We start from the raw sequence: 16,367 nt of genomic DNA on the forward strand, positions 1-16,367 counted from the left end.
GTCTGTTTAAAAAAAGGTAATGTCGCTGGCTAAAGCCCGGTTAAAAAGGGCACTCTGTCCTGCATTACCTTATCGTTTTCACAGAATATTAGAGGCTATCTCATGGGCGGTATCAGTATCTGGCAATTGTTAATCATTGCCGTGATTGTTGTTCTTCTGTTCGGTACCAACAAATTACGTAATCTGGGTTCAGATTTAGGTTCTTCGATTCGTGGCTTCAAAAAAGCCATGAGTGACGAGGATGACAAAAAGGATCAGCCGAAAGAGCAGGACGCTGACTTCGCGGCCAAAACACTGGCGGACAAACAGCAAACGTCGGCTAACAAAGAAGAAGCCAAGAACGACAAGCAGGTGTAAACCGTGTTCGATATTGGTTTTAGTGAACTGGTATTGGTGTTCGTTATCGGGCTGATTGTTCTCGGCCCGCAACGTTTACCGGTTGCGGTGAAAACCGTGGTCGGCTGGATCAGGGCGATTCGCTCGCTGGCAGCCAATGTACAACATGAACTGGCGCAGGAGCTCAAGCTGCAGGAGTTGCAGGAGAGCCTGAAAAAGGTGGAAGAAGCGGGCCGCGGCACGCTCTCCCCTGAACTGAAAGAGTCAATGGAAGAGTTGCGTAAAACCGCGGATTCAATGAAACGCTCGGTCAGTCAGAGCATCGACATTGAAAAAGAGGAAGACGAGGCGAACACCATTCATTCGGCTCAGCACAGGCATGTACCTCAGGCGGCTTCTGAGACGGTGCAGGCATCTGAACCTGGCCCGGTTGAGCCTTCGGCAACGCCGGCTAGCGCAGAACATCAGGCCAGTGCCCCGGCACAGGCTCCCGCTGCGGTTTCCGATTCAGGTCCGGCCGTGCAACCTTCTGCGGCACCTGCCGCAGTCGCCACGGCTCCGGCACAGGCTCCATCCGCGGTTTCATCCGCTCCGGCTGTGCAATCCTCTGCCGCACCTGCCGCTGTGGCCAGCGCTCCGGCTCAGGCGCCTGCGAGTGATGTTGCCAGACCGGCAGATTCTGCGCGTAATCCCGCAGCCTCCCCTTCTGCAAGTGATGAACGATAATGGCCGTTGAAGATACTCAACCGCTCATCAGTCATCTGATTGAGCTGCGTAAGCGACTACTGAATTGCATTCTCGCTGTATTAGCGATTTTCCTGGTGCTGGTTTACTTCGCCAATGACATCTATCAGCTGGTCGCGGCACCGTTGATCAGCCAGATGCCGGTTGGCTCCAGCATGATCGCGACCGATGTGGCCTCACCGTTTTTCACCCCGATTAAACTGACCATTATTGTGTCGGTGTTTCTTGCGGTGCCGGTGATCCTCTATCAGGTCTGGGCGTTTGTCGCCCCGGCGCTCTACCGGCATGAGCGTAAGCTGGTTATGCCGCTGCTCTTTTCCAGCACCTTCCTGTTCTATTTCGGCGTGGCCTTTGCCTATTTCGTGGTCTTCCCACTGGCATTTGGTTTTTTCACCAAGACCGCACCGATTGGCGTCACCGTCGCAACGGATATCTCTAAGTACCTCGATTTTGTCATGACGCTGTTTATGGCATTTGGCGTGGCGTTCGAAGTGCCGGTAGCGATTGTGTTGCTGTGCTGGACCGGGATCACCAGCCCGGAAGAGTTGAAGAAGAAGCGCCCTTATATTCTGGTGGGTGCCTTCGTGGTCGGGATGTTGCTCACTCCGCCGGATGTTTTTTCCCAAACTTTGCTCGCTATTCCGATGTACTGCCTGTTTGAAGTCGGCGTATTCTTTTCCCGGTACTACGTGGGTAAAGGCCGACGCTTACAGGATGGGGAAGAGAACACCGACGCCTGATGCTGACAGCCTTACCCGCACTGGCGGGAAGCGTTCACTCCAAACCGCCCTGATGGGCGGTTTTTGTTTATAAACAGTGGGAAATATTATGTTTGATATCGGTGTAAACCTGACCAGCACGCAATTCGCCTCCGACCGGCAAAAGGTGGTTAAACGCGCGCGTGATGCGGGCGTCACCGGCATGCTTATTACCGGCACTAACGCGCTGGAGAGCCAGCAGGCTCAGCGACTGGCTGAAGCTCAATCCGGCTTCTGCTGGTCTACTGCGGGCGTTCATCCTCACCATGCCAGCGAATGGTCCACGGAAATCGCCAGTACCCTGCGTCGCCTGGCTGAAAAACCGGAAGTGGTAGCTATCGGTGAGTGCGGGCTCGATTTCAACCGCAACCTGTCGGCGCATGAGCAGCAGGAGTATGCGTTTGACGCGCAGCTGGCGCTGGCGGCCGAACTCAACATGCCGGTATTTCTGCACTGCCGTGAAGCCCATGCCCGTTTCGCCGCGGTACTTGAACCCTGGCTGCCGAAACTGGCTGGTGCGGTGATCCACTGCTTTACCGGCACGCGTGATGAGCTGGAAGCCTGTCTGGCGATGGGATTATCGGTGGGGATTACCGGCTGGGTTTGCGATGAGCGTCGTGGGCTGGAATTGCGCGAGCTGCTGCCGCTGATTCCGGCTGATCGGCTGCTGCTGGAAACGGATGCGCCTTATTTGCTGCCACGCGACATGCGTCCGCGCCCGACCTCACGCCGGAACGAACCCTGCTTTTTACCGCATATTGTTAATCAGGTGGCGACATGGCGGGGCGAGAGTGCTGAGGAACTGGCGACCCGCATCGATCAGAATGCGCGGACATTGTTCAGACTGGCTTAAATCTTACGGAACTGCTTGTTGTCGACGCTGCGCATCACCTGCTTATTCAGCAGATTCAGCAACAGAATCGAGCGCGTTTCACCATCCGGCTCGGCAAAAATGGCGCGCAGCCCTTCAAACGTCCCTTCGGTGATGACGACTTCATCGCCGCTTTGTGGTGTCTCAGGGTCAAGCAGGATTTGCGGAACGTCGGTTTCCAGCGCTTCTATCACCGCCGATGGCACGGTTGCGGGCGTGGTGCCAAAGCGCACGAAGTGACTGACACCGCGTGTACTGCTAATCGTCGTGGTGTGAATCGCTTCCGGATCGAATTCGATAAACAGATAATTTGGGAACAGTGGCTCACTCACCGTGGTGCGTTTGCCGCGCACGATTTTTTCCAGAGCGATCATTGGACTGAGGCAATGCACTTCCTGCCGCTCCAGATGCTCCTTCGCGCGCAATAGCTGTCCACGTTTGCAATAGAGTAAGTACCAGGCTTCCATAACGGCTCCCATTGAATGGACGCTAAGAATAGCAAACCTGCTGCCAGAGTTATAGCGCAGGGGCAGGGTAAAGCGCCCCCCAGCGAAAATAAACTGAGACTTTTCCTAACCTGCCGGATGGCGGTAAAAGCATAGATGGGTAATTGACGTCGGCTATTGCTCTGTATCAGACTCGATGACCATCACATCTGCACAAGGATCCTCTGATGGAACTCTTTCTGTTGAGCAATGGCAGGCTGGCCGATGATGCGCCGCTGCTGGGCTATGCGCAGCCACAGCTGCACGCCATGATCGCCCGACGCGCTATCCGCTCGGCGGTACTGATCCCCTACGCAATTATTCGTGGCGACCAGCAGCAACGTGCTGCCGAGCTCAGCGCTTCTCTGGGAATTCAGGTGGAGCGGGTTCAGGCATTCGCTTCGCCAGCTGATGCAATTGCCCAGGCAGAGCTGATTTTAGTCAGCGGTGGCAACACCTGGTTTCTGAATCAGATGCTGCATGAACAGGGTCTGATCGGAGCGATTCAGCGCGCGGTGCGGGAGCGGCAGGTACCCTATGTCGGCTGGAGCGCAGGCTGCAACGTGGCAACGCCCTCAATCCGTACCACTAACGATATGCCGGTACGCAGCAGCGTGGTGTTACCTGCGCTGGGCCTCTTTCCGGTGCAGATCAATCCCCACTATCTGGATGCCAGCGTCAGCGGCCATATGGGCGAAACCCGCGATGAACGCCTGGCGGAGTTCTGTGCAGTTAACCCTGCCGAGTCGGTCATTGCGCTGCGTGAAGGCAGTTTTCTGCACCTGCATGACAACCAGCTGCGTTATCACAGCGTGCGTAACGAAGATTTTAAACTGTTTCGCCATGACAAGCCGATTCAGGGGTATCACGATGCCCGTGCGTTACAACCGCTGGTTCCCTTTCAGTGCGTATGAGGCGGCCGTATAAACCTCAGCAACTCCGTGTAATCAGACCTATAATGGCCGACTCACTCTGGCCGGAAAGCTAAAGCCGCATGAAATATCACGATTTAAGAGACTTTCTCGCGCTGCTCGAACAGCGCGGTGAGCTAAAGCGCATTACCCAGTCGATCGATCCTGAACTGGAAATGACCGAAATTGCCGACCGCACCCTGCGTGCCAGTGGCCCCGCTCTGCTGTTTGAGAACCCGAAAGGGTACGACATGCCGGTGCTGTGCAATCTGTTCGGCACGCCAAAGCGCGTGGCCATGGGCATGGGCCAGGAGGAAGTCAGCGCACTGCGTGAAGTGGGTAAACTACTGGCCTTCCTGAAAGAGCCGGAGCCGCCAAAAGGCTTCCGCGATCTGTTCGATAAGATGCCGCAGTTTAAGCAGGTCCTGAACATGCCGACCAAACGCCTGCGCAATGCACCCTGTCAGGAAGAGGTGTTCAGCGGCGATGAAGTCGATCTGACGCGCATTCCGGTGATGAAGTGCTGGCCTGGCGATGCGGCACCGCTGATTACCTGGGGATTGACAGTGACGCGCGGCCCGCATAAAGAGCGGCAGAATCTTGGCATTTATCGACAGCAGGTGATCGGCAAAAACCGTCTGATTATGCGCTGGCTGTCGCACCGTGGTGGCGCGCTCGATTATCTGGAGTGGACGAAAGCGCATCCGGGTGAGCGTTTTCCGGTCTCGGTAGCGCTGGGTGCCGATCCCGCCACCATTCTCGGTGCCGTCACGCCGGTGCCTGACACGCTGTCAGAATATGCGTTTGCCGGGTTGCTGCGCGGCAATAAAACCGAAGTGGTAAAGTGCCTGTCGAACGATCTCGAAGTGCCGGCCAGTGCGGAAATCGTACTGGAAGGGTATATCGAAGCGGGCGATATGGCGCCAGAAGGACCTTACGGCGACCACACCGGCTACTACAATGAAGTAGATAGCTTCCCGGTGTTTACCGTGACACATATTACGCAGCGCCATAAGCCTATCTATCACTCCACCTACACCGGCCGGCCGCCGGATGAGCCTGCGGTGTTGGGTGTAGCGCTGAATGAAGTGCTGGTGCCAATCCTGGTGAAGCAGTTCCCGGAGATCGTGGACTTCTATCTGCCACCGGAAGGTTGCTCATACCGGCTGGCGGTCGTAACGATTAAAAAGCAGTACGCCGGGCATGCCAAACGTGTCATGTTTGGCGTCTGGTCGTTTTTACGGCAGTTCATGTACACCAAATTTGTTATTGTGTGTGACGATGATGTTAATGCGCGTGACTGGAACGACGTGATCTGGGCCATTACCACCCGTATGGATCCGGCCCGGGATACGGTTTTAGTGGAAAATACCCCGATCGATTATCTCGATTTCGCCTCGCCTGTTTCCGGGCTGGGGTCGAAAATGGGGATGGATGCGACCAATAAGTGGCCAGGTGAAACGCAGCGTGAATGGGGCTCACCCATCGTTAAAGATCCGGCGGTCACCGCGCGCATTGATGCTATCTGGGATGAGCTAGGTATTTTTGATCAGCCGCCACAGCGTTGATGGCGAGCACAACCATAAAGACGACCCGACAGAGGGAACGCATGACAACGTTAAGCTGTAAAGTAACTTCGGTTGAGGCGATTACCGACACGGTCTATCGCGTTCGCCTGATCCCTGAAGCGGAATTCAGTTTTCGCGCGGGACAGTATCTGATGGTAGTGATGGATGAGCGCGACAAGCGTCCGTTCTCGCTGGCCTCAACGCCGATGGAAAAAGATATTATCGAGCTGCATATCGGCGCGTCCGATCTGAATCTCTATGCCATGGCCGTAATGGACCGCATCCGTAACGATCGCCAGATCACGGTTGATATGCCGCATGGCGATGCCTGGCTGCGTGAAGAGAGCACCAAACCGCTGATCCTGATTGCAGGCGGCACCGGTTTCTCCTATGCCCGTTCGATTCTGCTGACCGCACTGGCGGAACAGCCAGAGCGCGACATCGCCATTTACTGGGGCGGACGTGAGCTTAAGCATCTGTACGATATGGATGAGCTGGATGCGCTGGCCGTGAAGCACCCGAACCTGAAGGTGATCCCGGTAGTCGAGCAGCCTGAAGCAGGCTGGCAGGGCCGTTCTGGTACGGTACTGACCGCAGTGATGCAGGACTTCAGCACGCTGAGTGAGCATGAGATCTACATCGCCGGACGTTTTGAGATGGCGAAGATTGCCCGCGATCGTTTCTGTGCCGAGCGTGGCGCCGTAGAATCACAGATGTATGGTGATGCATTTGCCTTTATCTGATTCCAGGTAGCAGCCAGAAAAAACCCGCCGATCAACGGCGGGTAAATCTGACAAAGTAAGACTCAACGTATTAAAGACGCTCGAATACGGTCGCGATCCCCTGGCCCAGTCCGATGCACATGGTGGCAAGGCCAAAACGGGCATCGCGGCGTTCCATGATGTTCAGTAATGTGGTGCTGATGCGTGCGCCGGAACAGCCCAGCGGATGACCTAAAGCAATCGCGCCGCCATTCAGATTGACCTTCTCATCCATCAGTTCCAGCAAACCTAAGTCTTTAATACAGGGCAGGGTCTGCGCGGCAAAGGCTTCATTCAGCTCAAACACGTCGATATCACTGACGCTCAGTCCCGCCCGTTTCAATGCCAGTCTGCTGGCCGGAACCGGTCCGTAGCCCATGATCGACGGATCACAGCCGACCACTGCCATGCTGCGGATACGTGCATGTGGCGTCAGCCCTAGTTCACGGGCGCGTGATTCACTCATAATCAGCATGGCAGCCGCGCCATCGGACAGGGCCGACGACGTACCCGCTGTGACGGTGCCATTCACCGGATCGAAGGCGGGTTTGAGTGCCGCCAGACCTTTGGCGCTGGTCTCCTCGCGGATCACCTCATCGAAATCATAGCGCTTAAGAATGCCGTCGCTGTCGTGACCATAGGTGGCGACAATTTCCGTTGCGAAGTCCCCGCGCTGTGTGGCCTGCCATGCGCGCTGGTGCGAACGCAGGGCGAACGCATCCTGCTGCTCACGGCTGATATGATGCATACGCGCCAGCATCTCGGCGGTTAAGCCCATCATGCCCGCAGCTTTAGCGACGGTGCGACCCAGGCCGGGATGAAAGTCGACGCCGTGATTCATCGGCACGTGTCCCATATGCTCCACACCGCCAATCAGGCAGCACTGCGCATCGCCGACCATAATGGCGCGGGCCGCATCGTGCAGCGCCTGCATTGACGAACCACACAGCCGGTTAACGGTCGTGGCCGGCACAGAGTGCGGGATTTCGGCCAGCAGCGCGGCGTTACGCGCGATATTAAATCCCTGTTCCAGCGTCTGCTGTACGCAGCCCCAGACGATATCGTCGAGGGATGCCGGGTTTACCGCCGGGTTGCGGCTCAGGATTTCGCGCATCAGGTGCGCAGAAAGATCTTCAGCGCGCACGTTCCGAAAGGCTCCGCCTTTTGAACGTCCCATTGGCGTGCGCACCGCATCAACAATCACCACATTTTCCATCTTCTTGCCCTCAGGCGCTTTTCAGCGCGGCTTCATCAATCGGTTTGGCGGCGGGATACCAGCTTTCATGCTGATGGGTTTTCTGCACCAACAGCGCAGGCAGGGCATACAGGCCACCAAGTGCGCTGTAGCGCCGGGCCTGATCGACCACATTGCTGTTGCCCAGGGTATCAAGGTAGCGGAAAGCGCCGCCACGGAACGGCGGGAAGCCGAGACCATAGACCAGCGCCATATCCGCTTCTGCTGGCGAGGCGATAATCTTCTCTTCCAGGCAGCGCACGACTTCATTCAGCATCGGCAGCATCATACGGTTCAGGATCTCTTCATCACTGAAGGCCCGCGCGGGCTGACAGACCTGTTGCAGCAGCGTATCCACTTCAGCATCCGGCACTTTCTTCAGCTTGCCCTTTTTATCCTCTTCCCAGCGCCAGAAGCCTTTGCCATTTTTCTGACCAAAACGACCGGCATCAAACAGCAGGTCTATCGCATCGCGATAGTCATGCTTCATACGATCCGGGAAACCATCGGCCATCACGCTTTGTGCGTGGTGCGCGGTATCGATGCCCACCACATCCAGCAACCATGACGGCCCCATCGGCCAGCCGAACTGTTTTTCCATCACTTTATCAATCTGACGGAAATCAGCGCCGTCGCGCAGCAGCAGGCTGAAAGCAGCGAAGTAGGGGAACAGTACCCGGTTCACAAAGAAGCCGGGGCAGTCATTCACCACGATAGGCGTTTTGCCCATTTTGCTGGCCCATGCCACCACTTTACTCAGTGTCGCTTCACTGGTTTTCTCGCCACGAACGACTTCAACCAGCGGCATACGCGGCACCGGATTGAAGAAGTGCATGCCACAGAAGTTTTCCGGGCGCTGCAGCGCCTGCGCCAGCTGGGTGATAGGAATGGTTGAGGTATTGGAAGCCAGAATCGCATCCTGACGCAGATGCTGTTCGGTTTCCGCCAGCACTTTGGCCTTGATCAGCGGATTCTCGACCACGGCTTCCACCACCACATCGGCCTGGTCAAAACCGGCGTAATCCAGGGTGGGCTGAATAGTGGCGATCACACTGGCGAGTTTACTGCCGTCGATTTTGCCGCGCTCCAGCAGCTTATTGAGCAGCTTGCTGGCTTCATTCATCCCCAGCGTTAACGCCTGCGGATTAATGTCTTTCATTCTGACCGGCACACCTTTCCAGGCCGACTGATAGCTGATGCCGCCACCCATAATGCCCGCGCCCAGTACGGCTGCCTGAGCCGGTACGCCGCTTTCGCTGCCGCGCTTTTTCGCCAGACTTTTAACGTACTGGTCGTTGAGGAAGATGCCGACCAGTGCGCGGGCTTCATCAGACTGCGCCAGCGGCACAAACGCCGCCGTTTCAAGTTTCAGCGCATCATCACGACCCAGGCTGGCCGCCGCTTCAATCGTTTTTACGGCCATCAGCGGAGCGGGATAGTGTTTACCTGCGGTCTGCAGCACCATCGCTTTCGCAATCGTGAAGCTCATCGCCGCTTCAATCGGGCTGAGTTTCAGCGGTGCCAGTTTCGGTGCACGGCGTGCGCGCCAGCTGTCATCTGCGGCAGCGGCCTTAAGCATGGTGATCCCCGCCTCGCGCAATTTCTCACGCGCCACGACCGCATCGACCAGACCGAGTTTCAGGGCGGCATTGCCATCCACATCTTTACCCGCTGCAATAATTTCCAGCGCGCTGTCGGCACCCAGCAGGCGCGGTAGTCGCACGCTGCCGCCAAATCCGGGCATGATGCCGAGTTTTGTTTCCGGCAGGCCAATGCGCGCGTCAGCGGTGGCGATACGCAGATCGGTTGCCAGTACACATTCGCATCCACCACCCAGCGCATAGCCGTCAATAGCGGCCAGGGTTGGCACCGGTAAATCTTCAAGACGGTTGAAGATGCTGTTGGCGTAGCTCAGCCACTGACTCAGTTTTTCGGTGGGTGCATCAAACAGAGAAAGGAACTCGGTGATATCCGCGCCCACAATAAAAGCAGGTTTAGCGGAGCTCAGCAGCAGGCCGCGCAGTTCTGGCTGCTGTTCCAGCACCGCAATCGCCTCGCCCAGACTGGCGACCGTTTGCGTATCGAGCTTATTGACCGAGCCTGTAGCGTCAAAAACCAGCTCGGCGATGCCATCGTCCAGCCAGTGAAGAGTAAGGTTAGCGCCTTGGTAGAGCATGTGCGTCTCCTGAAACCGCGAAAGGTGATCTGGTCATACCAGATGATCGTGAGTGTGGGAGCGATGTTAATTATTTGCAAACTGCTCTTTGCTTATTTGCTAACAAGATCACAGCTGCGCCGACTTCGGCATCTGCACAAGGGGTATGCTAAACTTGCGGCCATTTCGCGACACTGGAGAGACGTCAATGGATTCACTGAAGACCTTGTATCACGCGCATATCGCCACGTTGCAACAACGGGCGCAGCAGGTGCTGGCACGCAATAAACTGGATGCGATGTTGATCCATTCCGGTGAATTGTTGACGGTGTTTCTGGATGACCACACCTATCCGTTTAAGGTAAATCCGCAGTTCAAGGCCTGGGTGCCGGTAACGCAGGTGCCCAACTGCTGGCTGTGGATTGACGGGGTGAACAAACCGAAACTGTGGTTCTACTCTCCGGTGGATTACTGGCACAACGTTGAACCGTTGCCGGACAGCTTCTGGACCGGAGATGTTGAGGTTATCGGCCTGAAAAATGCCGATGAGATTGCGCAACTGCTGCCTGCACAGCGCGATAACGTCGCCTATATCGGCCCGGTTAACGCACGTGCGGCTCAGCTCGGTATCACTTCCGGCAATATCAATCCGAAAGCGGTGATTGACTTCCTGCATTTCCATCGCAGCATCAAAACAGATTATGAACTTGCCTGCCTGCGCCAGGCGCAGAAGCTGGCGGTTGCGGGTCATCGCGCAGCGAAAGAGGCATTCTCTGCAGGCTTAAGCGAGTTCGATATCAACCAGGCCTATCTGACCGCAACCGGGCATCGCGATACTGATGTGCCTTACGGCAATATCATCGCGCTGAATGAACACGCTGCGGTGCTGCACTACACCCGGCTGGATCATCAGCCACCGGCGAAACGCCACAGCTTTTTGATTGATGCCGGTGCTGAGTATCTTGGCTATGCCGCCGATTTAACCCGCAGCTATGCGGCGCAGAGCAGTTCGCTCTATGCCAGAATGGTTGAGGCGATGAACGCGGAAGAGCTGGCGCTGATCGCTACGCTGAAAGCGGGCGTGCGCTACACCGATTATCATCTTCAGATGCACCAGCGTATTGCGAAGATGTTGCTGAAGTTTGAGCTGGTGCAGGGGATTAGCGAAGAAGCGCTGGTGGCTGAAGATCTGACCGGTCCGTTTATGCCACATGGTCTGGGACATCCGCTGGGTCTGCAGGTGCATGACGTGGCTGGCTTTATGCAGGATGATCAGGGCACCCATCTGGCCGCGCCCGCGCAATATCCTTATCTTCGCTGCACCCGCGTGCTGCAACCGGGCATGGTCTTAACCATCGAGCCGGGCTTCTATATTATTGACTCATTACTGGCGCCGCTGCGTGCGGGCCGTTTCAGTCAGCACTTTAACTGGCAGGCTATCGATGCGCTTCGGCCTTATGGCGGGATTCGTATCGAGGACAACGTGGTGATCCATGCGCATCGCGTTGAGAATATGACGCGCGATCTGCATCTGGCCTGATGGACGCTTTTGATATTCCGGCTGTGCCAGTCAGCAGCAGTGAGGAGACGATCAAAAAGAGTCGCTTCATTACGCTTCTGGCACACACCGAAGGCGCTGAGGCGGCACGCGCGTTTGTCCAGCAGGTGAAAAGCGACCATCCCGCTGCCCGGCATCACTGCTGGGCGTGGGTCGCGGGCGCACCGAATGATTCCCAGCAGCTTGGCTTCTCTGATGATGGGGAACCCTCGGGCACGGCCGGCAAACCGATGCTTGCGCAGCTGATGGGCGCAGATATTGGCGAGATTACCGCCGTCGTCGTGCGTTATTACGGCGGCATCATGCTGGGAACCGGCGGCTTAGTAAAAGCCTATGGCGGTGGGGTCCAGCAGGGACTTAAGCTGCTGCCACGGCAGCGCAAAGTACCGATGAAGCTATTCACCTTGCAATGCGACTATCCACAGCTCAGCGATATTGAACGGCTGGTTCAGCGTTTCGACGGTAAGGTGACCGACAGTCAGTTTCAGGATCGCATTGCATTGACGCTGGCTGTACCTTACGGACAAATCGACGGATTCAAAAAAAATCTGTCAGACTTTAGTCGGGGCGCGTTATCGCTGATCCCGCTCACACCCTGATGTTCATCTCTATTATTTAAAGGAACGGCTGAATGCACTTTCGCGCCATTACCCGCATAGTCGGTCTGCTGGTGATCCTCTTTTCAGTGACGATGATTTTGCCCGGTCTGGTCGCCCTCATTTATCGCGATGGGGCGGGGCGGGCGTTTAGCCAGACCTTTATGATGGCGCTGGTGATTGGCTCGCTGCTGTGGTGGCCGAATCGTAAAAAGAAAACCGAACTCAAACCGCGCGAAGGGTTCCTGATCGTCGTCCTCTTCTGGACGGTGCTGGGCAGCGTAGGGGCCATGCCCTTTATCTTTGCCGAGCAGCCGCACCTTTCGGTGACGGATGCGTTCTTTGAATCGTTCTCGGGCCTGACAACGACCGGTGCCACCACGCTAGTGGGGCTGGACTCGTTGCCCAAGGCGATTCTCTTCTATCGGCAGATGCTCCAGTGGCTGGGCGGTATGGGGATTATCGTGTTAGCGGTGGCGATACTGCCGATTCTGGGCGTCGGGGGCATGCAGCTCTATCGCGCTGAAATGCCGGGTCCGTTAAAAGATAACAAGATGCGGCCACGTATCGCCGAGACGGCCAAGACACTCTGGCTGATCTACGTTCTGCTGACGGTGGCCTGTGCGCTAGCATTGTGGCTGGCGGGCATGCCGGCGTTTGATGCTATCGGTCACAGCTTCTCAACCATCGCCATTGGCGGCTTTTCTACCCACGATGCCAGCATCGGCTATTTTCATAGTGGCACTATCAATACCATCGTGGCGGTGTTTCTGCTGATCTCAGGCTGTAATTACGGCCTGCACTTTGCCATGTTAAGCGGACGTAATTTGCGCGTGTACTGGCGCGACCCGGAATTCCGCATGTTCATTAGCGTTCAGCTGACGCTGGTGTTGATCTGCACGCTGGTGCTCTGGTTCCACAATGTCTATGCCAGCGGCTGGCAGACGCTGAATCAGGCCTTCTTTCAGGTCGTTTCCATGGCAACGACGGCGGGATTCACGACCGACAGCATCGCACGCTGGCCATTGTTCCTGCCGGTGCTGCTGTTGTGCTCAGCCTTTATTGGCGGCTGTGCCGGTTCAACCGGCGGTGGCCTGAAGGTGATTCGCATTCTGCTGTTATGCAAGCAGGGTAACCGTGAGCTTAAGCGTCTGGTTCACCCGAATGCGGTCTACACCATTAAGCTGGGTAATCGGGCGCTTCCGGAACGTATCCTTGAAGCCGTCTGGGGATTCTTCTCGGCCTATGCACTGGTGTTCCTGGTCAGCATGCTGGCGATCATCGCCACCGGTGTCGATGACTTCTCGGCTTTTGCTGCGGTTGCCGCGACGCTCAACAACCTCGGGCCGGGTTTAGGGGTTGTGGCCGATAACTTCACTTCAATGAATGACGTGGCGAAATGGATTCTTATTTCTACCATGTTGTTCGGGCGTCTCGAGGTATTTACCTTGCTGGTACTGTTCACGCCTACTTTCTGGCGTGAATAATTAATAAGGATGCTGACATGAAAGCGCTGATTCTCTATTCCACTCGCGACGGACAAACAAAGAAGATTGCCTCTTCTATTGCTGAGGTGATCCGTCAGCAGCAACCATGTGATGTGCTGGACATCCAGGATGCCACTCTGCCGGACTGGGCGCAGTATGATCGCGTGCTGATTGGCGCCTCGATCCGCTACGGCCATTTCCAGCCGGTCGTCGATAAGTTCGTTAAGCAGCACCTCAAGGAATTGCAGCAGCGTACCAGCGGTTTCTTTTCGGTGAACCTGACGGCGCGGAAACCGGAGAAACGTTCGCCTGAAACTAACGCCTATACGCAGAAGTTCCTGGCCAGCTCGCCGTGGCAACCCGATTGCTGTGCCGTGTTCGCGGGCGCACTTTATTATCCGCGCTATCGCTGGTTCGATCGCGTCATGATTCAGCTGATTATGCGTATGACCGGTGGTGAGACAGATTCAACGAAAGAAGTGGAATACACGGACTGGCAGCAGGTACGCACTTTTGCCAATGATTTTGCACAGTTACCAGGCAAATCGTAGCGAAATAGCGCGATTTGATGAAAATTACTGCGAACGATAATCTTTTCGTAATAAACACTTGTCAGCCCGCGCGAACTCCCTATAATGCGCCTCCATCGACACGGAACACCGGCAACGGGAAACGGGTTGAGAGGCACAGGAGACTGCGCCGCCGGAGAAAAACTTCTGAGAAAGAAGTTGACTCTGCAGGAGGAAAGCGTAATATACGCCACCTCGCGACAGGACGCTAACGCACTGTTCGCACTGCTCTTTAACAATTTATCAGACAATCTGTGTGGGCACTCGCAGGATTGATATCAGCGTCTCCGGACGCAGCAAAATATCAAAGCCTCACGAGTGAACACATAATGAAATTCATTATGACGTTTTACAGATGAGCATCGCTGCACTTGTTGCAGCAAATCAAACTTAAATTGAAGAGTTTGATCATGGCTCAGATTGAACGCTGGCGGCAGGCCTAACACATGCAAGTCGGACGGTAGCACAGAGAGCTTGCTCTTGGGTGACGAGTGGCGGACGGGTGAGTAATGTCTGGGGATCTGCCCGATAGAGGGGGATAACCACTGGAAACGGTGGCTAATACCGCATAACGTCGCAAGACCAAAGAGGGGGACCTTCGGGCCTCTCACTATCGGATGAACCCAGATGGGATTAGCTAGTAGGCGGGGTAATGGCCCACCTAGGCGACGATCCCTAGCTGGTCTGAGAGGATGACCAGCCACACTGGAACTGAGACACGGTCCAGACTCCTACGGGAGGCAGCAGTGGGGAATATTGCACAATGGGCGCAAGCCTGATGCAGCCATGCCGCGTGTATGAAGAAGGCCTTCGGGTTGTAAAGTACTTTCAGCGGGGAGGAAGGCGGTGCGGTTAATAACCGCACCGATTGACGTTACCCGCAGAAGAAGCACCGGCTAACTCCGTGCCAGCAGCCGCGGTAATACGGAGGGTGCAAGCGTTAATCGGAATTACTGGGCGTAAAGCGCACGCAGGCGGTCTGTTAAGTCAGATGTGAAATCCCCGGGCTTAACCTGGGAACTGCATTTGAAACTGGCAGGCTTGAGTCTTGTAGAGGGGGGTAGAATTCCAGGTGTAGCGGTGAAATGCGTAGAGATCTGGAGGAATACCGGTGGCGAAGGCGGCCCCCTGGACAAAGACTGACGCTCAGGTGCGAAAGCGTGGGGAGCAAACAGGATTAGATACCCTGGTAGTCCACGCCGTAAACGATGTCGACTTGGAGGTTGTTCCCTTGAGGAGTGGCTTCCGGAGCTAACGCGTTAAGTCGACCGCCTGGGGAGTACGGCCGCAAGGTTAAAACTCAAATGAATTGACGGGGGCCCGCACAAGCGGTGGAGCATGTGGTTTAATTCGATGCAACGCGAAGAACCTTACCTACTCTTGACATCCACGGAATTTGGCAGAGATGCCTTAGTGCCTTCGGGAACCGTGAGACAGGTGCTGCATGGCTGTCGTCAGCTCGTGTTGTGAAATGTTGGGTTAAGTCCCGCAACGAGCGCAACCCTTATCCTTTGTTGCCAGCGATTCGGTCGGGAACTCAAAGGAGACTGCCGGTGATAAACCGGAGGAAGGTGGGGATGACGTCAAGTCATCATGGCCCTTACGAGTAGGGCTACACACGTGCTACAATGGCGCATACAAAGAGAAGCGACCTCGCGAGAGCAAGCGGACCTCACAAAGTGCGTCGTAGTCCGGATCGGAGTCTGCAACTCGACTCCGTGAAGTCGGAATCGCTAGTAATCGTGGATCAGAATGCCACGGTGAATACGTTCCCGGGCCTTGTACACACCGCCCGTCACACCATGGGAGTGGGTTGCAAAAGAAGTAGGTAGCTTAACCTTCGGGAGGGCGCTTACCACTTTGTGATTCATGACTGGGGTGAAGTCGTAACAAGGTAACCGTAGGGGAACCTGCGGTTGGATCACCTCCTTACCTGAAGATACCTTCCCGCGCAGTGCTCACACAGATTGTCTGATAAAAAGTAACGAGCAGAAAAAACCTCTACAGGCTTGTAGCTCAGGTGGTTAGAGCGCACCCCTGATAAGGGTGAGGTCGGTGGTTCAAGTCCACTCAGGCCTACCAAATTCGCACTCACGCTGCGTTATGTCTCCGGCTCGCATAGTTCACTATGCTTCGCGAAGACATGCCTTGCCTGAGCACGAATTGCATTTCTCACGAAGTGTACTCGGTTGAGTGGTAGTAGTGGTCTCTGCAGTAACTGTATGGGGCTATAGCTCAGCTGGGAGAGCGCCTGCCTTGCACGCAGGAGGTCAGCGGTTCGATCCCGCTTAGCTCCACCATACCGTTTTAACTGTTTTTTCTGAATACTTCAGA

The 16,367-nt window shown here is 55.8% G+C and carries 14 protein-coding genes, 2 tRNA genes and 1 rRNA gene; 14 read left to right on the forward strand and 3 right to left on the reverse strand.

Annotated elements, in window-relative coordinates; all coding sequences use genetic code 11:
* The first annotated feature begins 102 nt into the window (after window positions 1–102).
* The 4 genes from tatA (at window position 103) to tatD (ending at window position 2,691) form a co-directional block, all read left to right on the forward strand.
* Complete coding sequence (gene tatA, locus AC6I8C_RS00975; protein ID WP_009088506.1) at window positions 103–357, forward strand: Sec-independent protein translocase subunit TatA; 255 nt, start codon at window positions 103–105, stop codon at window positions 355–357.
* A 3-nt stretch (window positions 358–360) separates the two neighbouring features.
* A complete protein-coding gene (tatB, locus tag AC6I8C_RS00980; protein WP_370417391.1) occupies window positions 361–1,062 on the forward strand; it encodes a Sec-independent protein translocase protein TatB in 702 nt (233 codons plus the stop codon).
* Window positions 1,062–1,820, forward strand: a complete 759-nt coding sequence (gene tatC, locus AC6I8C_RS00985) for a Sec-independent protein translocase subunit TatC (protein WP_497821365.1) — start codon at window positions 1,062–1,064, stop codon at window positions 1,818–1,820. Before tatB ends, tatC begins: the two co-directional genes overlap by 1 nt.
* An 88-nt stretch (window positions 1,821–1,908) precedes the next feature.
* The gene (gene tatD / locus AC6I8C_RS00990) at window positions 1,909–2,691 is read left to right on the forward strand and encodes a 3'-5' ssDNA/RNA exonuclease TatD (RefSeq protein ID WP_497821366.1); all 783 of its coding nucleotides are present in this window, start codon (window positions 1,909–1,911) and stop codon (window positions 2,689–2,691) included.
* Here tatD and rfaH read toward each other — a convergent pair.
* Window positions 2,688–3,176, reverse strand: coding sequence for a transcription/translation regulatory transformer protein RfaH (rfaH, locus tag AC6I8C_RS00995; protein ID WP_497821367.1), 489 nt, complete (start codon window positions 3,174–3,176; stop codon window positions 2,688–2,690). The two genes, tatD and rfaH, sit on opposite strands and share 4 nt — an antisense overlap.
* Window positions 3,177–3,382: 206 nt before the next feature.
* On the opposite strand from rfaH, the gene pepE reads away from it, so the two are divergent.
* From pepE to fre, 3 genes are all read left to right on the forward strand, one after another.
* Window positions 3,383–4,108, forward strand: a complete 726-nt coding sequence (gene pepE, locus AC6I8C_RS01000; protein ID WP_497821368.1) for a dipeptidase PepE — start codon at window positions 3,383–3,385, stop codon at window positions 4,106–4,108.
* A gap of 80 nt (window positions 4,109–4,188) precedes the next feature.
* Complete coding sequence (ubiD, locus tag AC6I8C_RS01005; protein WP_497821369.1) at window positions 4,189–5,673, forward strand: 4-hydroxy-3-polyprenylbenzoate decarboxylase; 1,485 nt, start codon at window positions 4,189–4,191, stop codon at window positions 5,671–5,673.
* A 41-nt stretch (window positions 5,674–5,714) separates the two neighbouring features.
* Window positions 5,715–6,416, forward strand: coding sequence for an NAD(P)H-flavin reductase (gene fre / locus AC6I8C_RS01010; protein WP_008926461.1), 702 nt, complete (start codon window positions 5,715–5,717; stop codon window positions 6,414–6,416).
* Between the two features lie 70 nt (window positions 6,417–6,486).
* Here the strand turns inward: fre and fadA are convergent, their stop codons facing one another.
* Together fadA and fadB are read right to left on the reverse strand one after the other, a co-directional pair.
* Complete coding sequence (gene fadA, locus AC6I8C_RS01015) at window positions 6,487–7,650, reverse strand: acetyl-CoA C-acyltransferase FadA (protein ID WP_497821370.1); 1,164 nt, start codon at window positions 7,648–7,650, stop codon at window positions 6,487–6,489.
* 10 nt (window positions 7,651–7,660) lie between these two features.
* Window positions 7,661–9,844 carry a fatty acid oxidation complex subunit alpha FadB gene (gene fadB, locus AC6I8C_RS01020; protein ID WP_497821371.1) on the reverse strand — a complete coding sequence of 728 codons (2,184 nt, stop codon included), beginning with the start codon at window positions 9,842–9,844 and terminating at the stop codon, window positions 7,661–7,663.
* Between the two features lie 187 nt (window positions 9,845–10,031).
* On the opposite strand from fadB, the gene pepQ reads away from it, so the two are divergent.
* The 7 genes from pepQ (at window position 10,032) to AC6I8C_RS01055 (ending at window position 16,333) form a co-directional block, all read left to right on the forward strand.
* The gene (gene pepQ / locus AC6I8C_RS01025) at window positions 10,032–11,363 is read left to right on the forward strand and encodes a Xaa-Pro dipeptidase (protein WP_033734842.1); all 1,332 of its coding nucleotides are present in this window, start codon (window positions 10,032–10,034) and stop codon (window positions 11,361–11,363) included.
* Entirely contained in the window at window positions 11,363–11,980 is a 618-nt protein-coding gene (locus AC6I8C_RS01030; protein WP_497821372.1) for an IMPACT family protein, read from the forward strand. The genes pepQ and AC6I8C_RS01030 overlap by 1 nt, the downstream gene beginning before the upstream one ends.
* 32 nt (window positions 11,981–12,012) lie before the next feature.
* Window positions 12,013–13,464 (forward strand): Trk system potassium transporter TrkH, encoded by a 1,452-nt coding sequence (gene trkH / locus AC6I8C_RS01035; RefSeq protein WP_497821373.1) that lies wholly within the window; start codon window positions 12,013–12,015, stop codon window positions 13,462–13,464.
* A gap of 17 nt (window positions 13,465–13,481) precedes the next feature.
* Window positions 13,482–14,015, forward strand: a complete 534-nt coding sequence (gene hemG, locus AC6I8C_RS01040; protein ID WP_497821374.1) for a menaquinone-dependent protoporphyrinogen IX dehydrogenase — start codon at window positions 13,482–13,484, stop codon at window positions 14,013–14,015.
* A 410-nt stretch (window positions 14,016–14,425) separates the two neighbouring features.
* Window positions 14,426–15,965: ribosomal RNA gene (locus AC6I8C_RS01045) — 16S ribosomal RNA — on the forward strand.
* A gap of 73 nt (window positions 15,966–16,038) precedes the next feature.
* A tRNA-Ile gene (locus AC6I8C_RS01050) sits at window positions 16,039–16,115 on the forward strand.
* A gap of 142 nt (window positions 16,116–16,257) precedes the next feature.
* Window positions 16,258–16,333 (forward strand) — tRNA-Ala (locus AC6I8C_RS01055).
* Window positions 16,334–16,367 lie beyond the last annotated feature (34 nt).

The sequence above is a fragment of the Pantoea sp. X-Soil-YNGN-844 genome (assembly GCF_059730595.1).

What these genes read in the sequence shown, in the direction of transcription:
- tatA (WP_009088506.1), top strand. Translation starts at nt 103, where the DNA reads ATGGGCGGTATCAGTATCTGGCAATTGTTAATCATTGCCGTGATTGTT.
- tatC (WP_497821365.1), top strand. Translation starts at nt 1,062, where the DNA reads ATGGCCGTTGAAGATACTCAACCGCTCATCAGTCATCTGATTGAGCTG.
- tatD (WP_497821366.1), top strand. Translation starts at nt 1,909, where the DNA reads ATGTTTGATATCGGTGTAAACCTGACCAGCACGCAATTCGCCTCCGAC.
- rfaH (WP_497821367.1), bottom strand. Translation starts at nt 3,176, where the DNA reads ATGGAAGCCTGGTACTTACTCTATTGCAAACGTGGACAGCTATTGCGC.
- pepE (WP_497821368.1), top strand. Translation starts at nt 3,383, where the DNA reads ATGGAACTCTTTCTGTTGAGCAATGGCAGGCTGGCCGATGATGCGCCG.
- ubiD (WP_497821369.1), top strand. Translation starts at nt 4,189, where the DNA reads ATGAAATATCACGATTTAAGAGACTTTCTCGCGCTGCTCGAACAGCGC.
- fre (WP_008926461.1), top strand. Translation starts at nt 5,715, where the DNA reads ATGACAACGTTAAGCTGTAAAGTAACTTCGGTTGAGGCGATTACCGAC.
- fadA (WP_497821370.1), bottom strand. Translation starts at nt 7,650, where the DNA reads ATGGAAAATGTGGTGATTGTTGATGCGGTGCGCACGCCAATGGGACGT.
- fadB (WP_497821371.1), bottom strand. Translation starts at nt 9,844, where the DNA reads ATGCTCTACCAAGGCGCTAACCTTACTCTTCACTGGCTGGACGATGGC.
- pepQ (WP_033734842.1), top strand. Translation starts at nt 10,032, where the DNA reads ATGGATTCACTGAAGACCTTGTATCACGCGCATATCGCCACGTTGCAA.
- AC6I8C_RS01030 (WP_497821372.1), top strand. Translation starts at nt 11,363, where the DNA reads ATGGACGCTTTTGATATTCCGGCTGTGCCAGTCAGCAGCAGTGAGGAG.
- trkH (WP_497821373.1), top strand. Translation starts at nt 12,013, where the DNA reads ATGCACTTTCGCGCCATTACCCGCATAGTCGGTCTGCTGGTGATCCTC.
- hemG (WP_497821374.1), top strand. Translation starts at nt 13,482, where the DNA reads ATGAAAGCGCTGATTCTCTATTCCACTCGCGACGGACAAACAAAGAAG.